The following is a 17,783-nucleotide window of genomic DNA, read 5'->3' as shown; positions in this document are numbered from 1 at the left end:
GAAGAGGTACACCGTGTCGGTTTCCATCAAGCCGCTCGAGGACCGCATCGTCATCCAGCAGGTCGAGGCAGAGCAGACCACCGCAAGCGGTCTGGTCATCCCCGACACCGCCAAGGAGAAGCCCCAGGAGGGCCAGGTCGTGGCTGTGGGCCCCGGCCGCATCGACGACAACGGCAACCGCGTTCCGCTCGACGTCGCCGTTGGCGACCGCGTGCTCTACAGCAAGTACGGCGGAACCGAGGTCAAGTTCGGCGCCGACGAGTACCTCGTGCTCTCGGCTCGCGACGTCCTCGCGGTCGTCGTCCGCTGACGCGCTTCGACAAGCTCAGCGACCCAAGGGGGTAGCTGTGGGCCCGGATGCATGGCATCCGGGCCCTTCGTCGTTCCAGGCGCCACTAGGCTTGATCGGTGAGCACGAAGAGCGCGGGGACGCTGTACACGATCGGGGCGTACCTGCTCTGGGGCGTCTTCCCGCTGTACTTCCTGCTGCTCGACCCGACCGGCCCGTTCGAGGTCGTCGCGTGGCGGCTGCTGCTCACACTCGTGTTCTGCATCCTGCTGCTGGCCGTGACCCGCGGCTGGGAGAAGCTGCGCGTCATCTGGCGTCAGCCCAAGCTGCTGGCGCTCACAGCGCTGGCCGGCGCCCTGATCTACATCAACTGGCAGGTCTTCGTGATCGCCGCGATGAGCGGTCACGTGGTCGAGACGAGCCTGGGCTATTTCATCAACCCGATCTTCACAGTGCTGCTGGGCGTGCTGGTGCTGCACGAGCGCATCAGGATGGCGCAGTGGGTCGCGATCGGCATCGCCGCGGTCGCGGTGGGCGTGATCATCGTCGCCTATGGGGCCTTCCCGTGGATCGCGCTGTCGCTGACGGCGTCCTTCGGTCTGTACGGGCTGGTCAAGAAGAAGATCGGTCCTTCCGTCGACGCGGTCAGCGGCCTCACGCTGGAGTCGTTCTGGATGATCCCGATCGCCGCGGTCATCCTCATCGTGGTGGCGCAGGACGGCCACGGCATCACGATGGGCACCGTCAGCCCGCTGCACACCGTGCTGCTGTCCTGCGCGGGCATCGCCACCGCGGTGCCGCTGCTGCTGTTCGCCGCCGGCACGCGGCGCGTCGATCTGTCGCTGATCGGCATGATCCAGTTCATCACCCCGATCATGCAGTTCCTGCTGGGCTGGGCGGTGCTGGGGGAGCCCATGCCCGCCGAGCGCTGGATCGGCTTCATCCTGGTATGGATCGCGATCGCCGTGTTCGTCGTCGACCTGCTGGTGCAGAAGGGGCGAGGCCGCCGCGAGGCCGCCGCCGAGCTGGTCTGACGAGAAGCCCCGGGATCGTTAAGGGACCGAGACCCGCACGCCGACCGCCGGAGTCCCACACCGCATAGGGTAAAGGCATCCGAAAGTGGTACTCCACGTTCAGTTACGCAAGGGAGCAACATGAACGCATTGAAGGGCTCGCGTCCGGCGAGGATCTTCGCAGGGATCGCGCTGGTCAGCGCATCCGCACTGGTCATCTCCGGCTGTGCCAGCACGCCGGCATCCGAGAAGCCGACCGACGGCGGCAAGAAGCCCGCCGCAGACCTCACTCTCAAGCTGGGTTCGCTGCTTCCCGAGACGGGCTCGCTGGCGTTCCTCGGCGCCCCGATGGAGGCGGGCGTCCAGCTCGCCGTCGACCGCGTCAACGAGGCGAAGGCCGGCGTCACTATCACGCTCTCCACGGGCGACGAGGGCGACACCGACACCAAGGCGTACGAGACCTCGATCACCAAGCTGCAGAGCGAGGGCATCACCGCGATGATCGGTGCGGCATCGTCCAGCGTGACCAAGCTGATCCTCGACGGCAACGTCGGCGCCGGCATCCTGACCGTCTCGCCGTCGAACACCTCGCCCGACTTCTCGGGCCTGAACCCGCTCTACTTCCGCACGGCGCCCAGCGACCTGCTGCAGGGCGAGACGCTCGGCAACCAGATCTCCGAGGACGGCAACAAGACCCTCGGCATCATCTACCAGAACGACGGCTACGGCACGGGTCTGGCGGAGGCCATCGAGAAGACGTTCGGCGAGTCCGGCGGCAAGGTCGTCGCGAAGTCCTCGTACAACGTCGGTGACGGCCAGTTCAACGCCCAGGTCGCCGAGGTCGCGGCCGCGAAGCCGGACGCCGTCGCGGTCGTCTCGTACGACCAGTTCGCGACCATCGCACCGCTGCTCAAGAACGCCGGCGTCAACACCGGCAAGCTGTACCTGGTCGACGGCAACCTGAAGGACTGGAAGGACCAGATCCCCGTGGATCTGAGCGGTTCGAAGGGAACCCGCGCAGGAGCCGACCTGCCCAAGACCTTCATCGACGACCTGAACAAGGTCTGGGAGGCCAAGGGCAACAAGCCGATCGATGCCGTGACCTACTCCGCTGAGGCCTACGACGCGGTGACCCTCATCGCGCTGGCGGCACTCGAGGCGCAGTCCGTCAAGGGCAAGGACATGGCCGCCAAGATGCGCTCGGTCTCCGGCGGCGTCGACAAGGGCACGAAGTGCAAGACGTTCGCCGAGTGCGCGAAGCTAATCAACGACGGCAAGAAGATCGACTACGACGGTCTGTCCGGCGAGATCACGTTCGACGAGAACAACGACCCGAAGGGCGCCGCGATCGGCGTCTACGAGTTCGAGACGGGCAACGTGCTCAAGCGCATCAGCTGACGCACCCGCCCCACACGCAGAGAGCCCCGGATGCCAGGCATCCGGGGCTCTCTCCGTGCGTACGGCCCGCGGTGACGTCCGCTGTCCGCAGGGGATCTCATACGCGAGGAGGGGGACGGATGCCCGGCATCCGTCCCCCTCCTCGCGTGCGCGGTCTAGGCGGCGTCCTGTCCGAGCGTGCCCAGATAGAGCCCGATCACCTTCGGGTCGTTCAGGAGATCCCGTCCGCTGCCCTCGTAGGCGTCCCTGCCCTGGTCGAGCACATAGCCGCGGTCGCAGATCTGCAGGCAGCGCCGCGCGTTCTGCTCCACCATGATGGTCGTGACGCCCGCACGGTTGATGTCCGAGACGCGGATGAACGCGTCATCCTGCCGCACGGGGGAGAGGCCCGCCGAGGGCTCGTCGAGGAGCAGCACCGACGGATCCATCATCAGGGCGCGCGACATGGCGACCATCTGGCGCTCACCGCCGGAGAGCGATCCCGCGCGCTGCCCGAGACGCTTGCCGAGCTCGGCGAAGATCCCTGTCACGAACTCGAGCCGCTCGTTGTAGATCCTGGGGTTCTGGTACAGCCCCATCTGCAGGTTCTCGGCGATGGTCAGCGACGGGAAGACGTTGTTGGTTTGCGGCACGAAGGCGACACCGCGCTTGACGAGCTTGTCGGCCTTCAGTCCCACGATGCTCTCGCCGTTGACCGTGATGTCCCCCTCGCGCACCTGGACCATGCCGAAGATCGACTTCAGCAGCGTCGACTTGCCGGCGCCGTTGGGACCGATGATGCCGATCAGCTCGCCCTTGCGGGCGATCAGATTCGCGCCGTTCAGGATGTTCACCCCCGGCAGGTAGCCGGCGTGGACCCCGGTCAGCTCCACCACGACGTCGTCGGTCATGACCGGTCCTCCTCTTCCTTGTCGAGTTCGGCCTCGGCCTCGGCCTCGATCTTCTCCCGGATGCGGGAGGCGAGCTCCTCCGAGGCGGTGGCCGCACCTCCGTCGACGACGGACAGGCGTCCGGTGACCACTCCGAGATCCACGTCCTGATGCGCACCCAGATAGGCGTCCACCACGGCCTGGTCCTCCATGACCTCCTCGGGCGGGCCCTCCGCGACCACGCGGCCCTCGGCCATCACGACCACCCAGTCCGCGATGTGGCGCACCATGTGCATGTCGTGCTCGACGAAGAGCACGGTCATGCCGCGGTCCTTCAGATCGAGGATGTGGTCCAGCAGCGACTGCGTGAGGGCCGGGTTCACGCCGGCCATCGGCTCGTCGAGCATGACCAGGTTCGGATCACTCATCAGCGCCCGGGCCATCTCCAGCAGCTTGCGCTGCCCTCCCGACAGCGCGGCGGCGAAGTCCTTCTCCTTGGCGTCGAGCTTGAAGCGCGCGAGGAGCTCGCGGGCCTTCGTCTCGATCTCGGCATCCTGCTTCCGCCAGAGGAATGGGAACATCGCCGCGAAGAAACTCTCGCCCCGCTGATGCGGTGCGCCGAGCTTCATGTTCTCGAGCACGGTGAGCAGCGACAGCGCCTTGGTCAGCTGGAACGTCCGCACCTGACCCATCCGCGCCACCTTGAACGACGGCACTCCGGCGAGGCTCTTGCCGTCGTAGGACCAGGTCCCCGCGTTGGGCTTGTCGAACCCGCAGAGCAGGTTGAACAGCGTGGTCTTGCCCGCGCCGTTCGGCCCGATCAGGGCGGTGATGGCGCCCCGCGGGATCTCGAGATGATCCACGTCCACCGCGGCCAGACCGCCGAATCGGCGCTCCACTCCGTCGACGACCAGGATCGGGTCGACCTTCGCCACTCCGGGCGCTGCCGGCCCCTTGGTCAGGCCGGTTGACTTCTGCCGCTTCACACTCTCGGTGACGGGCTGGTTCTCACTTGACAAAGGTCATCTCCCTCTTGTCTCCGAGGATGCCCTGCGGGCGGAAGATCACGATCAGCATCAGCACCACACCGGCCAGGATCCATCGCACGATCTCGGCCTGGATCGACGTCATGGGGAGGTATCCCGCGGTGGCCATCTGCGGCAGGAGGTTCCCGAGGAACGAGAACACGATCCAGAAGAGCACGGCGCCGAGCGTCGGGCCGAGCACCGTGGCGGCGCCTCCCAGCAGGAGGATCGTCCAGAGGAAGAACGTCAGCGACGTCGAGTAGCTGCCCGGCACCACGGCCGAGGGGACGGCGAACACGATGCCGCCCATCGCGCCGATGACCCCGCCGATGATCAGCGCCTGCATCTTGTACGCGAACACGTTCTTGCCGAGCGAGCGCACGGCGTCCTCATCCTCGCGGATGCCCTTGAGCACGCGGCCCCACGGGCTGCGCATGAGCGCCCAGACGACCAGCACCGCGAGGGCGAGCATGATGAGTCCGAAGACGCGGTTCCACAGCTCGACCTCGGTGTACGTGAACGGACCGAACCCGTACGTGCCAGGCGGGAACGGGTTGATCGAGCGGAAGCCGTCGCTGTAGCCGCGCAGACCCGCCGAGGAGTTCGTGTACTCCTTGAACAGCTCGGTCTGGAACAGCAGCCGCACGATCTCGGCGGCCGCGATCGTCGCGATCGCGAGGTAGTCCGCGCGCAGCCGGAGCGTCGGGATGCCGAGGATCAGCGCGAACAGCACTCCGCCCAGCAGACCGATGAGCATGCCCATCCACCAGGGGAGGCCGAAGCTGAGCACGGAGATCGCGTATCCGTATCCGCCCACGGCCATGAAGGCCGCCATGCCGAAGTTCAGCAGGCCGGAGTAGCCGAAGTGCACCGCGAGACCGGTCGCCGCCAGGGCGTACGCGATGGTGGTCGGGTGCAGGAGATACGTGACGGTGTTGCCGAAGATCTGTCCCCAGTCCATGCGTCAGCCCAGCCTTTCCTTGCGGCCGAACAGGCCCTGGGGCCTGACCAGCAGCACCACGATCAGCGCGATCAGCGCGCTGGCGTACTTCAGATCCGACGGGATCCAGAGGGTGGAGACCTCCACCGCGATTCCGACGATGATCGAGCCGATCAGTGCGCCGAAGGCCGATCCGAGGCCGCCGAGCGTGATCGCGCAGAACATCAGGAGCAGCATCTGCATGCCCATGTCCCACTTCACGCCGGGGCGGAAGTACGCCCACAGGATGCCGGAGATCGAGGCCAGGATCCCGGCCATGATCCACACGATGCGGATCACCCTGTCGACGTCGATGCCGGATGCCGCGGCGAGCTGAGGGTTGTCCGAGATGGCGCGGGTCGCCTTGCCGATCCGCGTGCGCGTGAGGAAGTACGCGACGCCGAGGATGGCGACCAGACTCACGCCCATGCCGATCAGGTCGATGTACGACAGCGAGATCGGACCCAGCTTCATCGGCTCCGGGCTCGCGCCCGGCAACTGGTACGTGCCGCCGCCGATGATGTACTGCAGCACGAATCGGAGCGTGAGCGAGAGGCCGATGCTGACGATCATGAGCTGCACGACCCCGAGGCCGCGCCGGCGCAGCGGGCGCCACAGGCCGGCGTCCATCGCCCAGCCCAGCAGCGCACCGGCGGCGATGGACGCGATCAGGCCGGCCCACAGCGGCAGCTGCCAGACCGAGCTCACGAGCAGGGCGGCGACACCGCCCCAGGTGACCATCTCGCCGTGCGCGAAGTTCGACAGCCTCGTCGTCCCGTAGATGAGCGCGGCGCCCATCGAGGCGAGGCCGAGAAGCAGGCCGAAGTTGATGCCGCCGACCGCGCGGGAGAGCAACTGATCGGTGAACGAGACCGTGACGCGTTCGCCCTGACCGAGGAAGAGGTTGACGATCTTGGTGCCGGTCAGCCCGAACGCGGCCTCGAACGAGCCGCTCGTCCCGGCGACCGCCTTCACGCCCTCGGGGAGCTGCGCGGCGTCGACGATCACGCCCTTCGGCAGGGTGTCCTCGTCGATCGAGATCGTGTACGCGGCCTTCTTCGGCACGTACAGGCGCCACTTGCCGGCGGAATCCGTCTTGGTCTTGCCCTCGAAGCCGTTCCCCTTGACCGAGAGCTTCACGTCAGGGATCGGCTTGTCCTTGTACGTGATGTTCCCGGCGAAGTAGAACTGGGTGATCTCCTGGCCGTCAGGTGTCGTGGCGGCCTGTGCTGAACCGGCGGGTACGCCGAGCACGATGAAGGCGGCCAAAAGCGTCGCAAGCAACGCGATCAGCCCGTTCTGGGGGCGCCGAAGCGCCGCGGTTCTGAGTCCCACGCATCCTCCACATCGAGTGCTGAAGAACCGACACCGGGTAGTGGTCGGTTCTGGACGTCGCACTGAGCGTATCCCGCTCCAGGCCGCATCCGCACAACCGTGTCCTGATCGGAACGAAGCCCGGGAGTGTCGCACGGCCGCCGCCTGACAGGGCTCTCGGAATATCCGCAGGCGTCAGACGTTTAGAATCGGTACACGACGGACACCGCTCCCGTCCCGGCTGCAGTCGTCCCGCGCACTCTCGACAATCGATCGCGCCCCCGGCGCAGAGGAGCCAGTTTTCATGCCCCAGCACGACCCGTTCGGTTTCGTCGGACTCACCTACGATGACGTGCTGCTTCTGCCCGGGCACACCGACGTCATCCCCAGCGAGGCGGACACCTCCTCCCGCATCACGCGCCGTATCTCGGTCGCGACCCCGCTGCTCTCCAGCGCGATGGACACGGTCACCGAGGCGCGCATGGCCATCGCCATGGCGCGTGAGGGCGGCATCGGCATCCTGCACCGCAACCTCTCCATCGCCGACCAGGCCGCCGACGTCGACCGCGTCAAGCGCAGCGAGTCGGGCATGATCACCGACCCGATCACCACGACCGCCGACGCCACCGTCGACGAGGTCGACCAGCTGTGCGCCAAGTACCGCATCTCGGGTCTGCCGGTCGTCGACGACGAGGGTCGTCTGGTGGGCATCATCACCAACCGCGACATGCGCTTCGTGTCGGGCTTCGAGCGCAAGACCACCCTGGTCAAGGACGTCATGACCAGCGAGAACCTGGTCACCGCTCCCGTCGGCGTCGCCGCCGGCGAGGTCATCTCGCTGTTCGCGCAGCACCGCGTCGAGAAGCTGCCGCTCATCGATGAGAACGGCAAGCTCGCCGGGCTGATCACCATCAAGGACTTCGACAAGAGCGAGAAGTACCCCCTCGCCACCAAGGACGACCAGGGCCGCCTGCGCGTCGGCGCCGCGATCGGCTTCTTCGGCGACGCCTGGGAGCGCGCCGAGGCACTGCGCGACGCGGGTGTGGACGTGCTGGTCGTCGACACCGCCAACGGCCAGTCGCAGGGCGTGATCGACCTGGTCAAGCGTCTGAAGGCCGACCCGACCTTCGAGCACATCGACATCATCGGCGGCAACGTCGCGACCCGCGAGGGCGCACAGGCGCTGGTGGACGCCGGCGTCGACGCCGTCAAGGTGGGCGTTGGCCCGGGCTCGATCTGCACCACCCGCATCGTCGCCGGAGTCGGCGTGCCGCAGGTGACCGCCGTGTACGAGGCCTCGCTGGCCGCAGGTCCGGCAGGCATCCCGGTGATCGCCGACGGCGGCCTGCAGTACTCGGGCGACATCGCCAAGGCGCTGGTCGCCGGAGCGGACGCCGTGATGCTCGGCTCCCTGCTCGCCGGCACCGACGAGTCGCCGGGCGAGATCGTCTTCCAGTCGGGCAAGCAGTTCAAGCTGTATCGCGGCATGGGCTCGCTCGGTGCGATGCAGACCCGCGGCAAGCAGACCTCCTACTCGAAGGACCGCTACTTCCAGGCCGACGTCCCCAGCGACGACAAGCTCATCCCCGAGGGCATCGAGGGCCAGGTGCCCTACCGCGGCCCGGTCTCGGCGGTGGCCTACCAGCTGATCGGCGGCCTGCGTCAGTCGATGTTCTACGTCGGCGCGCGCACCATCGAGGAGCTCAAGTCGCGTGGAAAGTTCGTGCGCATCACCTCGGCGGGTCTGAAGGAGTCGCACCCGCACGACGTGCAGATCGTCGTCGAGGCGCCGAACTACAACAAGCGCTGAGAGTGCCTTGGAGAGGGCGGATGCCGCGGCATCCGCCCTCTCCGCATGTCCGCGAGGGGGTTCCGGATGTCGGACGCTCCGCGTAGCGTGCAGGTCATGTGCCGCAGCATCCACACCCTTCACAACTTCGAGCCCGCCGCCACCTCTGAGGAGGTGAACGCGGCCGCCCTGCAGTACGTGCGCAAGATCGCCGGGACGACCAAGCCGTCCAAAGCCAACCAGGAGGCGTTCGATCACGCCGTCGCCGAGATCGCGCACATCACTCAGCACCTGCTGAACGACCTGGTCGCCACGCGTCCGCCGAAGAACCGCGAGGAGGAGGCGGCGAAGGCGCGTGCCAAAGCCGTCGCGTCGGGACGCTACGCGGCCTGAGCATTGCGCCGTGTGACGCGGCGTTGCGGGGTGTGACGGCGCGCGAGCGCGGCATCCGGCCGCCGGGCTACCGTCGCCGCATGACACTTCTCAACGACCAGTTCACCGCCATCGCAGACGTCACCGCCGACGAGCGCGCCCAGCGACTCACCGACGCCGGGACGACGTGGAACGAGCGCATCGCCCGCGACGCCTCCAACGCGCAGCTGACCTACAAGGTCACCGGTCGCGGAGTCGGTTCCGTCGGCACGGAGATCCGCGCGGGCAAGCACCGCTTCCTCGTCGACGAGCCCGCGGCACTCGCCGGTGATGACGCGGCCGCCAGCCCCGTCGAGTACGCGCTCGGCGCGCTGATCTCCTGTCAGGTGGTGGTGTTCCGCCTCTACGCGCAGGCCCTCGGCCTCACCATCGACGACATCGAGGTCACCGCCGAGGGCGACCTCGACGTGCGCAAGCTGTTCGGCATCGACGAGTCGGGCCGCGCGGGCTTCCACGATGTGCGCGTTAAGGTCGACATCACGGGCCCGAACACGGCCGAGGAGTACGAGAGGCTCCGCGCCGTCGTCGAGGAGCACTGCCCGGTGCTGGACCTGTTCGCGAACCCCGTCCCGACCTCCGGCGCGCTGGTCTGAGGCATCCCGCCCGCCGTCGTCTCGCGGGTCGCGACAGGCCGCTCCCGCCCGTCTGAGGCGGCGGTCCGCGACCCGCGAGCCCGGGCCGGCTCACCACTAGAGTGAGCGGCATGGGTTCACGGTCGAATTCGCTCAGCCGCGGGCAGGTCACCCGCTACGCGATCGGTTCGCTCGGCACGGGCGGTTTCGCGACGCTCCCCGGGCTGGTCCTCGTCTACTACCTGACCGACTCGCTGGGCGTCACCGCGCTCGCCGCCGGCGCGATCGTCACCGCCGCGAAGGTGTGGGACGTGCTGATCGATCCCGTGATCGGCGGCATCAGCGATCGCGCCCTCGCACACACCGGAAGCCGCCGCCGCACCATGCTCATCGGCGGCATCGGGCTGCCGATCGCCTTCATCCTGACCTTCGCGGTGCCCGCCGGGCTCGGACCGGTGCCCGCGGCGCTGTGGGTGCTGGTGGCCTTCATGTTCGCCGCCACCTTCTTCAGCCTGTTCCAGGTGCCGTACATCGCGCTGCCCGCGGAGCTCACCGACGACTACCGCGAGCGCACCCGGCTGCTCAGCTGGCGCGTGGTGCTGCTGACCGTCGCCATCCTGCTGTTCGGGGCCGGCGGTCCGGAGCTGCGGGCGATGTTCCCGAAGGATCCGCTGCTGGGCTACCTGGTGATGGCGATCGTCGCCGCGGCGATCCTCGGATTCGGGATGCTGACCTCCGCCTCGGTCGCTCCGAGCCGGCCGCTGCTGCCGGTGCGACCGGGCGCGAGCATCGCCGAGCACTACCGCGACGGCATCGCGGTGCTGCGCGAGAGCCAGCCGTTCCGGGCGCTGCTGGCGACGTTCCTGCTGCAGGGCCTGGCGACGGGGATGATGCTCGCGGCCGCGCAGTACGTGGCCCGCTGGGTTCTCGGCGACGAGACGGCGGTGACCCAGCTGTTCGTGGCACTGATCGCCCCCGCACTTCTGATGGCGCCGGTCTGGAAGCTGATCGCCGACCGCATCGGCAAGGAGCGGGCCTTCCGGCTGGCCAGCGCGGTGTTCGTGCTGGCGACGCTCGTGCTGGGCGCGATGGTGTGGATGCCGGGCTGGTGGATCCTCGCGCCCGTGGCCCTCGCGGGCGCCGCCTACGCCGGCATGCAGACGCTGCCCATGGCCATGCTGCCCGACGTGATCGCCTACGACCGCACGCTGCGTGCGGAGAAGGAGCAGGGGAGCGGCGGTGCGAACCGCTCCGGCATCTTCGGCGGTGTGTGGACCGCGGGCGAGACCACCGGCATGGCGCTGGGCGGCACGGTGCTCACGATCGTGCTTGCCGTCACCGGCTACCTGGAGACCACGGTCGGGAAGACGGTCGAGCAGCCCGAGTCGGCCGTGGTCGGCATCGCGGTGTCGTTCAGCATCCTGCCCGCGATCCTGATGATCGCGAGCATGATCACCCTCGCCCGCTACCACCTGCGTGAGCAGGACATCGTGGGCACGTCCGCATGACCGGCGGCGCCACGAGCGACATCCTGGAACGTCTCCGCGCTCTGCGCGCGGGGGATGCCCCGACGCACGGCGGTCGTGTGCTGTCCTACGTCTACGACTCTGGTCTCGAGGAGCTCGACGAGCTCGCGGATGCGGCGGCGCGACTCGCCCGCCCGCTGAACGGACTCGACCCGACCGTCTTCCCCTCCATCTCCGCGATGGAGCGCGACGTCATCGGCTTCGCCCGGCGGATGCTGCACGGCAGTCGCTCCGTGGTGGGATCGGTCACGAGCGGCGGGACGGAGAGCTGCCTGCTCGCCGTGAAGACTGCGCGCGACCTGTGGCGCGAAGCGCATCCGGACGGCGGTCGCCCGAGGCTGCTCACGGCGTCGACCGTGCACGCCGCCTTCCAGAAGGCCGCGCACCTGTTCGACCTGGACTGGGAGGCGGTGCCGGCCGGGATCGACGGCGCCGTGCGTGCGCAGGATCTGATCGACCGGATGGATGACGATGTCGCGCTGGTCGTCGTCAGCGCACCCGCGTACCCGAGCGGCGCGCTGGACCCGGTGTCGGCGGTCGCGGGCGCCGCAGCGGACCGCGGGCTCTCCTGTCACGTCGACTCCTGCTTCGGAGGGTTCGTGCTGCCCTGGTGGCCCGATCTGCCCGCCTGGGACTTCCGGGTGCGCGGCGTCACCAGCATCTCCGCCGACCTGCACAAGTTCGGCTACGCGCCCAAGGGCGTCTCGGTGCTGCTGCATCGGGGTCGACGCCGGCACCGGGCGCAGTTCTTCGCGACCACGCGCTGGGCCGGGTACCCGGTGGTGAATCCGACCCTGCTCGGCTCGCGGTCGGCGTCCCCGCTGGCCGCAGGATGGGCTATCACGCAGCACCTGGGGTCGGACGGCTACGCGGAGCTGGTCGGCTCGATCCGGCGCATCGCCGTCGCCGTGCGCGCGGCGGTCGACGGCATCCCGGGCCTGACGGTGATGGGCGATCCCGTGGGCCCCGCGATCGCCCTCGTCGCGGATGCGTCGGCGCCGGCCGCGGCCCGGGTGGACCCGCACCGGCTGGCCGACGAGCTGGCCGGGCATGGCTGGAAGATCCAGCATCAGCCCGGTCTCGTGCAGTCCGACGGCGTGCGCATCCCGCACAGTGCGCATCTCACCCTGACTCCGGTGCTCGAACAGCGGGTGGGGGAGTTCACGGACGCGCTGCGTGCAGCATCCGATGCGGTCCGAGGCAGGCCGCAGGCCGACGCCCGGATGCTCCTCGCGGGCATGCGCGTGCTCGGCTACGGCGAGGGCGGGCGCGTGCCCGGGCCCAAGGCCGCCTGGCGGCTGCTGCGCCTCGCCGGCGCGGGCAGCGTGTCCGCCGACCAGCCCATGTCGGTGCTGATGGCGCTGATCGAGGCGCTGCCGCATCCGGTCGCCGAGGCGCTGCTGACCGAGCTGCTCGCGCGGCTGTCCGAGCCCCGCTGACGGTTGACGCGTTTCCGAGAACAGGGGGATTACCGAATACAGGACGGTTCTGTGCGTGATCCTCCTGTTCTCGGCAATGCCCCTGTTCTCGGAGGCTCGGGATCGGGGTTCAGCGCCGACTGGGGAGGTGGAGGCCCTGAGCGATGGCGTTGAGAATCGACTCCTGCACGTACTCGTGATCGAAGAGAACCTGCTGGTAGTCGAACCGCAGGACCGTGTATCCGAGCAGCACCAGGCGGGCGTCTTGACGAAGGTCCTTGCGACGATCCTTCGCTTCGCCGTGGAACTCGAAGCCGTCGAGTTGGATGATCAGCCGCTCGCCGATCAGTGCGTCCACCGGATGCCCATCAATGAGCATCTGCTGGCGCACTTCCACACCGCAGCTGCGCATGATCGCTAGGAACTTCGTCTCGAGATACGAGTCCGACCTCGTTCCCACCACGCTCAGCACCTCGTCCACCTTCGTGCTGTGCCAAGCCGTGCGTCGAAGCTGGGCCAGAGTGACGACCTTCTTCCGCAGCGCCGCCTCCCAGATGGCCACGGCGACGTCGCGGTCGCCGCAGCGCGCCGTATGGAAGAGGACGTTCAGCACCGCATCGTCGACGGCGAAGCGTGCGACGGGCACCGGGCCGGCGCCCCAGTGCAGCACGTTCCCGGCGCTGACGATTCTCGAAGATGACGCCGGCACCGCGAGGTGCAGTTCGGCAGTCGCTTCCTTCCACAGCCCCAGCCGCTTCGCCGCAGTGACGCAGGTCACCCGGCCACTCACCTCGGCGGCAGCCCGGTGCTCCATCGCACACCGTCGCGTCACCAGCCAGGATCGCCGCACGCGCTCGAGATGCCCGGCATCGACCGCTTTGCGGATCTGATGCCGGGTGTATCCCGCAGCGATGAGGTCGCTGCTGTGTGCGATGTGGTTGTGATCGAGCATCCAAGTCGCCAGGTGGGTCGTCATGGGCACCGAGGATGCCGCTCCGACGCGATCGCCGACGCCGGAATCCCGGAAGCTGTGCAGAACTCGCAGGACTGCGGAGATGTGCGGGAAGAGTTGGGAAGTCCGATGACAGGAGGATTGCTGAGCGCAGGAGAGTATCGCGGGCATCCGTCCTGTCGTCGGCAATCCTCCTGTTCTGGGAGGCCGGAACTGGGGCTGAGGCTGGTGACGTCGGGCACAGGCCTCAGGAAGCTGATAGCCTGGTCGGCTCGCTGCTCGACAGGGCGGGCGGAAGGAGCCCGCTGTGGGCCACATCGACGTCAACGCGATCGCGCTGACCCTCCCTGACGGACGCCCCCTGCTCGACGACACGACGTTCCGCGTCGGCGCCGGATCCACCAGTGCGCTGATCGGTCCGAACGGAGCCGGCAAGTCCACCCTGCTGCGGATCATCCGCGGTGACCTCGCCCCCGACGGCGGTGCCGTCGTGATCGACGGATCCCTCGGTGTCATGGACCAGTTCGTCGGACACGGCGACGCCGGCACGACGGTGCACGACCTGCTCGTGCGCGTGGCACCCGCTCGCATCCGGGCGGCGGCCGAGGCGCTGGAGGCCGCGGAGAACGCCCTGATCGAGGACGACACCGAGCGCACCCAGATGCGGTACGCCACCGCGATCGCCGACTACGCCGACGCCGGCGGCTACGAGCACGAGACCGTGTGGGATCAGTGCACGATCGCCGCCCTGGGCGTCCCGTTCGAGCGCGCCCGCTACCGCGACCTCGACACGCTCTCCGGCGGTGAGCAGAAGCGGCTCGCCCTCGAGGCGCTGCTGCGCGGTCCCGACGACGTGCTGCTGCTGGACGAACCGGACAACTACCTCGACGTGCCGGGCAAGCGCTGGCTCGAGGACTGGCTGCGCGAGACGCCGAAGACCGTGCTGCTCGTCTCGCACGACCGGGAGCTGCTCGCTCGCGCCGCCGACCGCATCATCACCCTCGAACCCGGGGGAGCGGGTGCCACCGCATGGGTGCACGGAGGCGGCTTCGCCACCTATCACCGGGCCAGGGAGGACAGGCTCGATCGGCTCGACGAGCTGCGCCGGCGCTGGGACGAGCAGCACGAGAAGCTCAGGACGCTGGTCGCGACGCTCAAGGTCAAGGCGGCCGCCAACGACGGATTCGCGTCGCGATACCAGGCGGCGCAGACCCGGCTGCGAAGGTTCGAGGAGGCGGGACCGCCCGAGGAGCGTCCGCCCGCCCAGGACTTCGACATGCGCCTGCGCGGAGCCCGCACGGGCAAGCGCGCCGTCGTGTGCACTTGCCTGGAACTGACCGGGCTGATGAAGCCGTTCGATGCCGAGATCTGGTTCGGCGATCGAGTCGCGGTGCTCGGCTCGAACGGCTCGGGCAAGTCGCACTTCCTGCGTCTTCTCGCCCGCGGAGGCACCGACCCCGACGCCACGCTGGGGCATCTGGTGGGGGCATCCGAGGCCCTGGAACCGGTCGCCCACACCGGGACTGCCGCGCTGGGGGCGCGGGTCGTGCCGGGTCTGTTCGCGCAGACCCACGCGCATCCGGAGTTCGCCGGCCGCACCCTGCTGGAGATCCTGCACCGCGGCGACGACCGTCGCGCCGGCATGCCGCGCGACGCGGCGAGCTCGGCGCTCGACAGATACGGACTGGTGCGTCAGGCCCAGCAGGCGTTCGATCAGCTGTCCGGCGGGCAGCAGGCGCGCTTCCAGGTGCTGCTGCTCGAGCTGAGCGGGGCGACCCTGCTGCTGCTGGACGAGCCCACCGACAACCTCGATCTGGAGTCGGCCGAGGCGCTCGAGCAGGCCATCGCCCGCTTCGAGGGGACCGTCGTCGCGGTCACGCACGACCGCTGGTTCGCCAGGTCCTTCGACCGCTTCCTGGTGTTCGGTCAGGACGGCGAGGTCTACGAGTCGGACGCGCCGGTGTGGGACGAGCGACGTGTGGTGCGGGCGCGGTGAGCGCGTCGACGGCGCCGGGTAGTCTGGTGGGGTGAGCATGGACATCGAGATCGGCCGAGGCAAGCGCGCGCGTCGCGCGTACACGTTCGACGACATCGCGGTCGTGCCATCGCGACGAACCCGCAACCCGGAGGACGTCTCCACAGCCTGGACGATCGACGCGTTCTCGTTCGACATCCCGGTGCTCGGCGCGCCCATGGACTCCGTGGTCAGCCCGCGCACCGCGATCATGCTCGGTCAGCTCGGCGGCCTCGGAGTGCTCGACCTCGAGGGACTCTGGACGCGCTACGACGACCCGCAGCCGCTGCTCGACGAGATCGCGGCGCTCCCCGCCGAGCGCGCCACGAGCAGGATGCAGCAGCTGTACTCCGAGCCGATCAAGCCGGAGCTCATCAAGCAGCGCCTGGCCGAGATCCGCGAGGCGGGTGTCACCGTCGCCGGCTCCCTCACCCCGCAGCGCACGCAGGAGCTGTACGAGACCGTCGTCGCCGCCGGCGTCGACCTGTTCGTGATCCGCGGCACCACGGTGTCCGCCGAGCACGTCTCCAGCGTCGCCGAGCCGCTGAACCTCAAGAAGTTCATCTACGACCTCGACGTGCCCGTCATCGTCGGCGGCGCTTCGACCTACACCGCAGCCCTCCACCTGATGCGCACCGGCGCCGCGGGCGTGCTGGTCGGCTTCGGCGGTGGCGCGGCGTCCACCACGCGCGTCACCCTCGGCATCCACGCTCCTATGGCCACCGCCGTCTCCGACGTCGCCGCTGCACGCCGCGACTACCTCGACGAGTCGGGCGGACGCTACGTGCACGTGATCGCCGACGGCGGCGTCGGCACGTCCGGCGACATGGTCAAGGCCCTCGCGATGGGTGCGGATGCCGTGATGCTGGGCGTCGCGCTCGCGCGCGCCACGGACGCGCCCGGCCAGGGCTTCCACTGGGGTGCCGAGGCGCACCACCCGCAGCTGCCCCGTGGGCGCCGCGTCGCCGTGGACGGCGTCGCGAACCTCGAGGAGATCCTCTACGGCCCCGCGCCCGTCGCGGACGGCACCGCCAACCTGATCGGCGCTCTGCGCAAGTCGATGGCGACGACCGGATACTCCGACCTGAAGGAGTTCCAGCGCGTCGAGGTCGTGCTCGCGCCCTACGAGCTGGGATGACGAACAGCGCGCCGCTCGCGCCGCAGGAGTTCCCGCCCACCCTGCGCGAGGTCATGCTGCGCAGGCGGTGGATCGGCGTCCTCGCGCTGTGCCTGGTCGTCGCGGGCGTGTTCGCGTGGCTCGGCCAGTGGCAGCTCGAGCGCGCCATCGACACCACGCCTCCCGCGCCCGGCGCGACCGAGAAGGTGCGTCCGCTGACCGACGTGATCGAGCCGGGGACGTACCTCGACCAGAGCCTCGGCGGGCAGCGCGTGCGGACCTCGGGGACGTGGGTCGCGGGGGACTTCATCGTCATCTCGCAGCGCATCAACGACGGCACCGAGGGCTATTGGGTCACCGGTCAGCTCCGGGTCGCCGATCGCACCTCGATCGCCGTCGCGGTCGGCTGGGCCGCCACCAGGAAGCAGGCGGATGCCGCCGTCGCAGCGCTGGAGAAGCAGGGCGCCGTCGAAGCCGAGATCACCGGGCGGCTGATCGACGATGAGGGCGTCGAGGTGCCTCCGCGCTCCGATCCGATGGAGCTCAACCGGATGTCGCCTGCGGCGCTGCTGAGCCGCTGGCACGACATCGACGGACTGAACGTGTACCGCCCGTACCTGGCATCCGCCACGGCGCCGGCCGGACTCGTCGACATCAGCTCGCCCCCGCCGCAGGAGCAGTCGCCGATCAACTGGCTGAACATCTTCTACGCCGCCGAGTGGGCCGTGTTCGCCGGCTTCGCCTTCTACCTCTGGTACCGACTGGCGAAGGATGCCTGGGAGCGCGAGGTCGAGGAGTTCGAGGATGCCGCGAACGCAGGAGAGCCGGCGACCGCGCCCGAGGACGAACAGGCGCCCTGAGCACCTCAGCCGGAGGAACGGCCATCCGCGGCTGGCCATTCGGTGACCATCGGATGACCGAAGCTCCAACAACGGCGAATCGTCTTGCCGGATGTCGGAGGCGAGCCCTATCGTCGCAACCATGCGTGTGCGCCCGGTGCACACGTCGCGCAGGTCCACAAGACCTGCGCTCTTTGCCCTGACCGAGGAGACAGCAGTGAAGATGTCCGCCCCCGG

General features: G+C 68.8%; 16 protein-coding genes. 11 read left to right on the top strand and 5 right to left on the bottom strand.

Features of this window, described 5'->3' with window-relative positions; genetic code table 11:
- Positions 1 to 13: 13 nt before the first annotated feature.
- The 3 genes from groES (at position 14) to MIAR_RS09550 (ending at position 2,700) form a co-directional block, all read left to right on the top strand.
- Complete coding sequence (groES, locus tag MIAR_RS09560) at positions 14 to 310, top strand: co-chaperone GroES (protein WP_099196502.1); 297 nt, start codon at positions 14 to 16, stop codon at positions 308 to 310.
- Positions 311 to 408: 98 nt separating this feature from the next.
- Entirely contained in the window at positions 409 to 1,323 is a 915-nt protein-coding gene (rarD, locus tag MIAR_RS09555; RefSeq protein WP_285634699.1) for an EamA family transporter RarD, read from the top strand.
- A 120-nt stretch (positions 1,324 to 1,443) separates the two neighbouring features.
- Positions 1,444 to 2,700, top strand: coding sequence for an ABC transporter substrate-binding protein (locus MIAR_RS09550; protein ID WP_285634696.1), 1,257 nt, complete (start codon positions 1,444 to 1,446; stop codon positions 2,698 to 2,700).
- A 155-nt stretch (positions 2,701 to 2,855) separates the two neighbouring features.
- On the opposite strand, the gene MIAR_RS09545 is transcribed toward MIAR_RS09550, so the two are convergent.
- Genes MIAR_RS09545 through MIAR_RS09530 form a run of 4 tightly spaced genes read right to left on the bottom strand, consistent with a single transcriptional unit; the run spans position 2,856 to position 6,908 of the window.
- Positions 2,856 to 3,590, bottom strand: coding sequence for an ABC transporter ATP-binding protein (locus MIAR_RS09545; RefSeq protein WP_285634693.1), 735 nt, complete (start codon positions 3,588 to 3,590; stop codon positions 2,856 to 2,858).
- Positions 3,587 to 4,555, bottom strand: coding sequence for an ABC transporter ATP-binding protein (locus MIAR_RS09540; protein WP_285635737.1), 969 nt, complete (start codon positions 4,553 to 4,555; stop codon positions 3,587 to 3,589). The genes MIAR_RS09545 and MIAR_RS09540 overlap by 4 nt, the downstream gene beginning before the upstream one ends.
- 22 nt (positions 4,556 to 4,577) lie before the next feature.
- On the bottom strand, positions 4,578 to 5,555 hold the full coding sequence (locus MIAR_RS09535; RefSeq protein ID WP_285634690.1) for a branched-chain amino acid ABC transporter permease: 978 nt from the start codon (positions 5,553 to 5,555) through the stop codon (positions 4,578 to 4,580).
- A 3-nt stretch (positions 5,556 to 5,558) separates the two neighbouring features.
- On the bottom strand, positions 5,559 to 6,908 hold the full coding sequence (locus MIAR_RS09530; RefSeq protein ID WP_285634688.1) for a branched-chain amino acid ABC transporter permease: 1,350 nt from the start codon (positions 6,906 to 6,908) through the stop codon (positions 5,559 to 5,561).
- Positions 6,909 to 7,191: 283 nt separating this feature from the next.
- Here MIAR_RS09530 and guaB point away from each other — a divergent pair, with 283 nt between their 5' ends.
- The 5 genes from guaB (at position 7,192) to MIAR_RS09505 (ending at position 12,645) form a co-directional block, all read left to right on the top strand.
- Positions 7,192 to 8,697, top strand: coding sequence for an IMP dehydrogenase (gene guaB, locus MIAR_RS09525; RefSeq protein ID WP_285634685.1), 1,506 nt, complete (start codon positions 7,192 to 7,194; stop codon positions 8,695 to 8,697).
- Positions 8,698 to 8,793: 96 nt separating this feature from the next.
- The gene (locus tag MIAR_RS09520) at positions 8,794 to 9,069 is read left to right on the top strand and encodes a DUF2277 domain-containing protein (RefSeq protein WP_285634682.1); all 276 of its coding nucleotides are present in this window, start codon (positions 8,794 to 8,796) and stop codon (positions 9,067 to 9,069) included.
- 80 nt (positions 9,070 to 9,149) lie between these two features.
- The gene (locus MIAR_RS09515) at positions 9,150 to 9,701 is read left to right on the top strand and encodes an OsmC family protein (RefSeq protein ID WP_285634679.1); all 552 of its coding nucleotides are present in this window, start codon (positions 9,150 to 9,152) and stop codon (positions 9,699 to 9,701) included.
- A gap of 110 nt (positions 9,702 to 9,811) precedes the next feature.
- Positions 9,812 to 11,188, top strand: coding sequence for an MFS transporter (locus tag MIAR_RS09510; protein ID WP_285634676.1), 1,377 nt, complete (start codon positions 9,812 to 9,814; stop codon positions 11,186 to 11,188).
- On the top strand, positions 11,185 to 12,645 hold the full coding sequence (locus tag MIAR_RS09505) for a pyridoxal phosphate-dependent decarboxylase family protein (RefSeq protein ID WP_285634673.1): 1,461 nt from the start codon (positions 11,185 to 11,187) through the stop codon (positions 12,643 to 12,645). The genes MIAR_RS09510 and MIAR_RS09505 overlap by 4 nt, the downstream gene beginning before the upstream one ends.
- A gap of 109 nt (positions 12,646 to 12,754) precedes the next feature.
- Here the strand turns inward: MIAR_RS09505 and MIAR_RS09500 are convergent, their stop codons facing one another.
- Positions 12,755 to 13,600 carry a type IV toxin-antitoxin system AbiEi family antitoxin domain-containing protein gene (locus tag MIAR_RS09500; RefSeq protein WP_285634670.1) on the bottom strand — a complete coding sequence of 282 codons (846 nt, stop codon included), beginning with the start codon at positions 13,598 to 13,600 and terminating at the stop codon, positions 12,755 to 12,757.
- A 283-nt stretch (positions 13,601 to 13,883) separates the two neighbouring features.
- On the opposite strand from MIAR_RS09500, the gene MIAR_RS09495 reads away from it, so the two are divergent.
- The 3 genes from MIAR_RS09495 to MIAR_RS09485 are packed head-to-tail and all read left to right on the top strand — an operon-like array spanning position 13,884 to position 17,567.
- Complete coding sequence (locus MIAR_RS09495; RefSeq protein WP_285634667.1) at positions 13,884 to 15,572, top strand: ABC-F family ATP-binding cassette domain-containing protein; 1,689 nt, start codon at positions 13,884 to 13,886, stop codon at positions 15,570 to 15,572.
- Between the two features lie 37 nt (positions 15,573 to 15,609).
- Positions 15,610 to 16,728, top strand: coding sequence for a GuaB3 family IMP dehydrogenase-related protein (locus tag MIAR_RS09490; protein WP_285635734.1), 1,119 nt, complete (start codon positions 15,610 to 15,612; stop codon positions 16,726 to 16,728).
- A complete protein-coding gene (locus tag MIAR_RS09485; RefSeq protein ID WP_285634664.1) occupies positions 16,725 to 17,567 on the top strand; it encodes an SURF1 family protein in 843 nt (280 codons plus the stop codon). Before MIAR_RS09490 ends, MIAR_RS09485 begins: the two co-directional genes overlap by 4 nt.
- Positions 17,568 to 17,783 lie beyond the last annotated feature (216 nt).

The sequence above is a fragment of the Microbacterium arabinogalactanolyticum genome (assembly GCF_030268005.1).
GTDB classification, from domain to species: Bacteria; Actinomycetota; Actinomycetes; order Actinomycetales; family Microbacteriaceae; genus Microbacterium; species Microbacterium arabinogalactanolyticum.
This window is presented reverse-complemented; position numbering and strand designations above follow the sequence as displayed.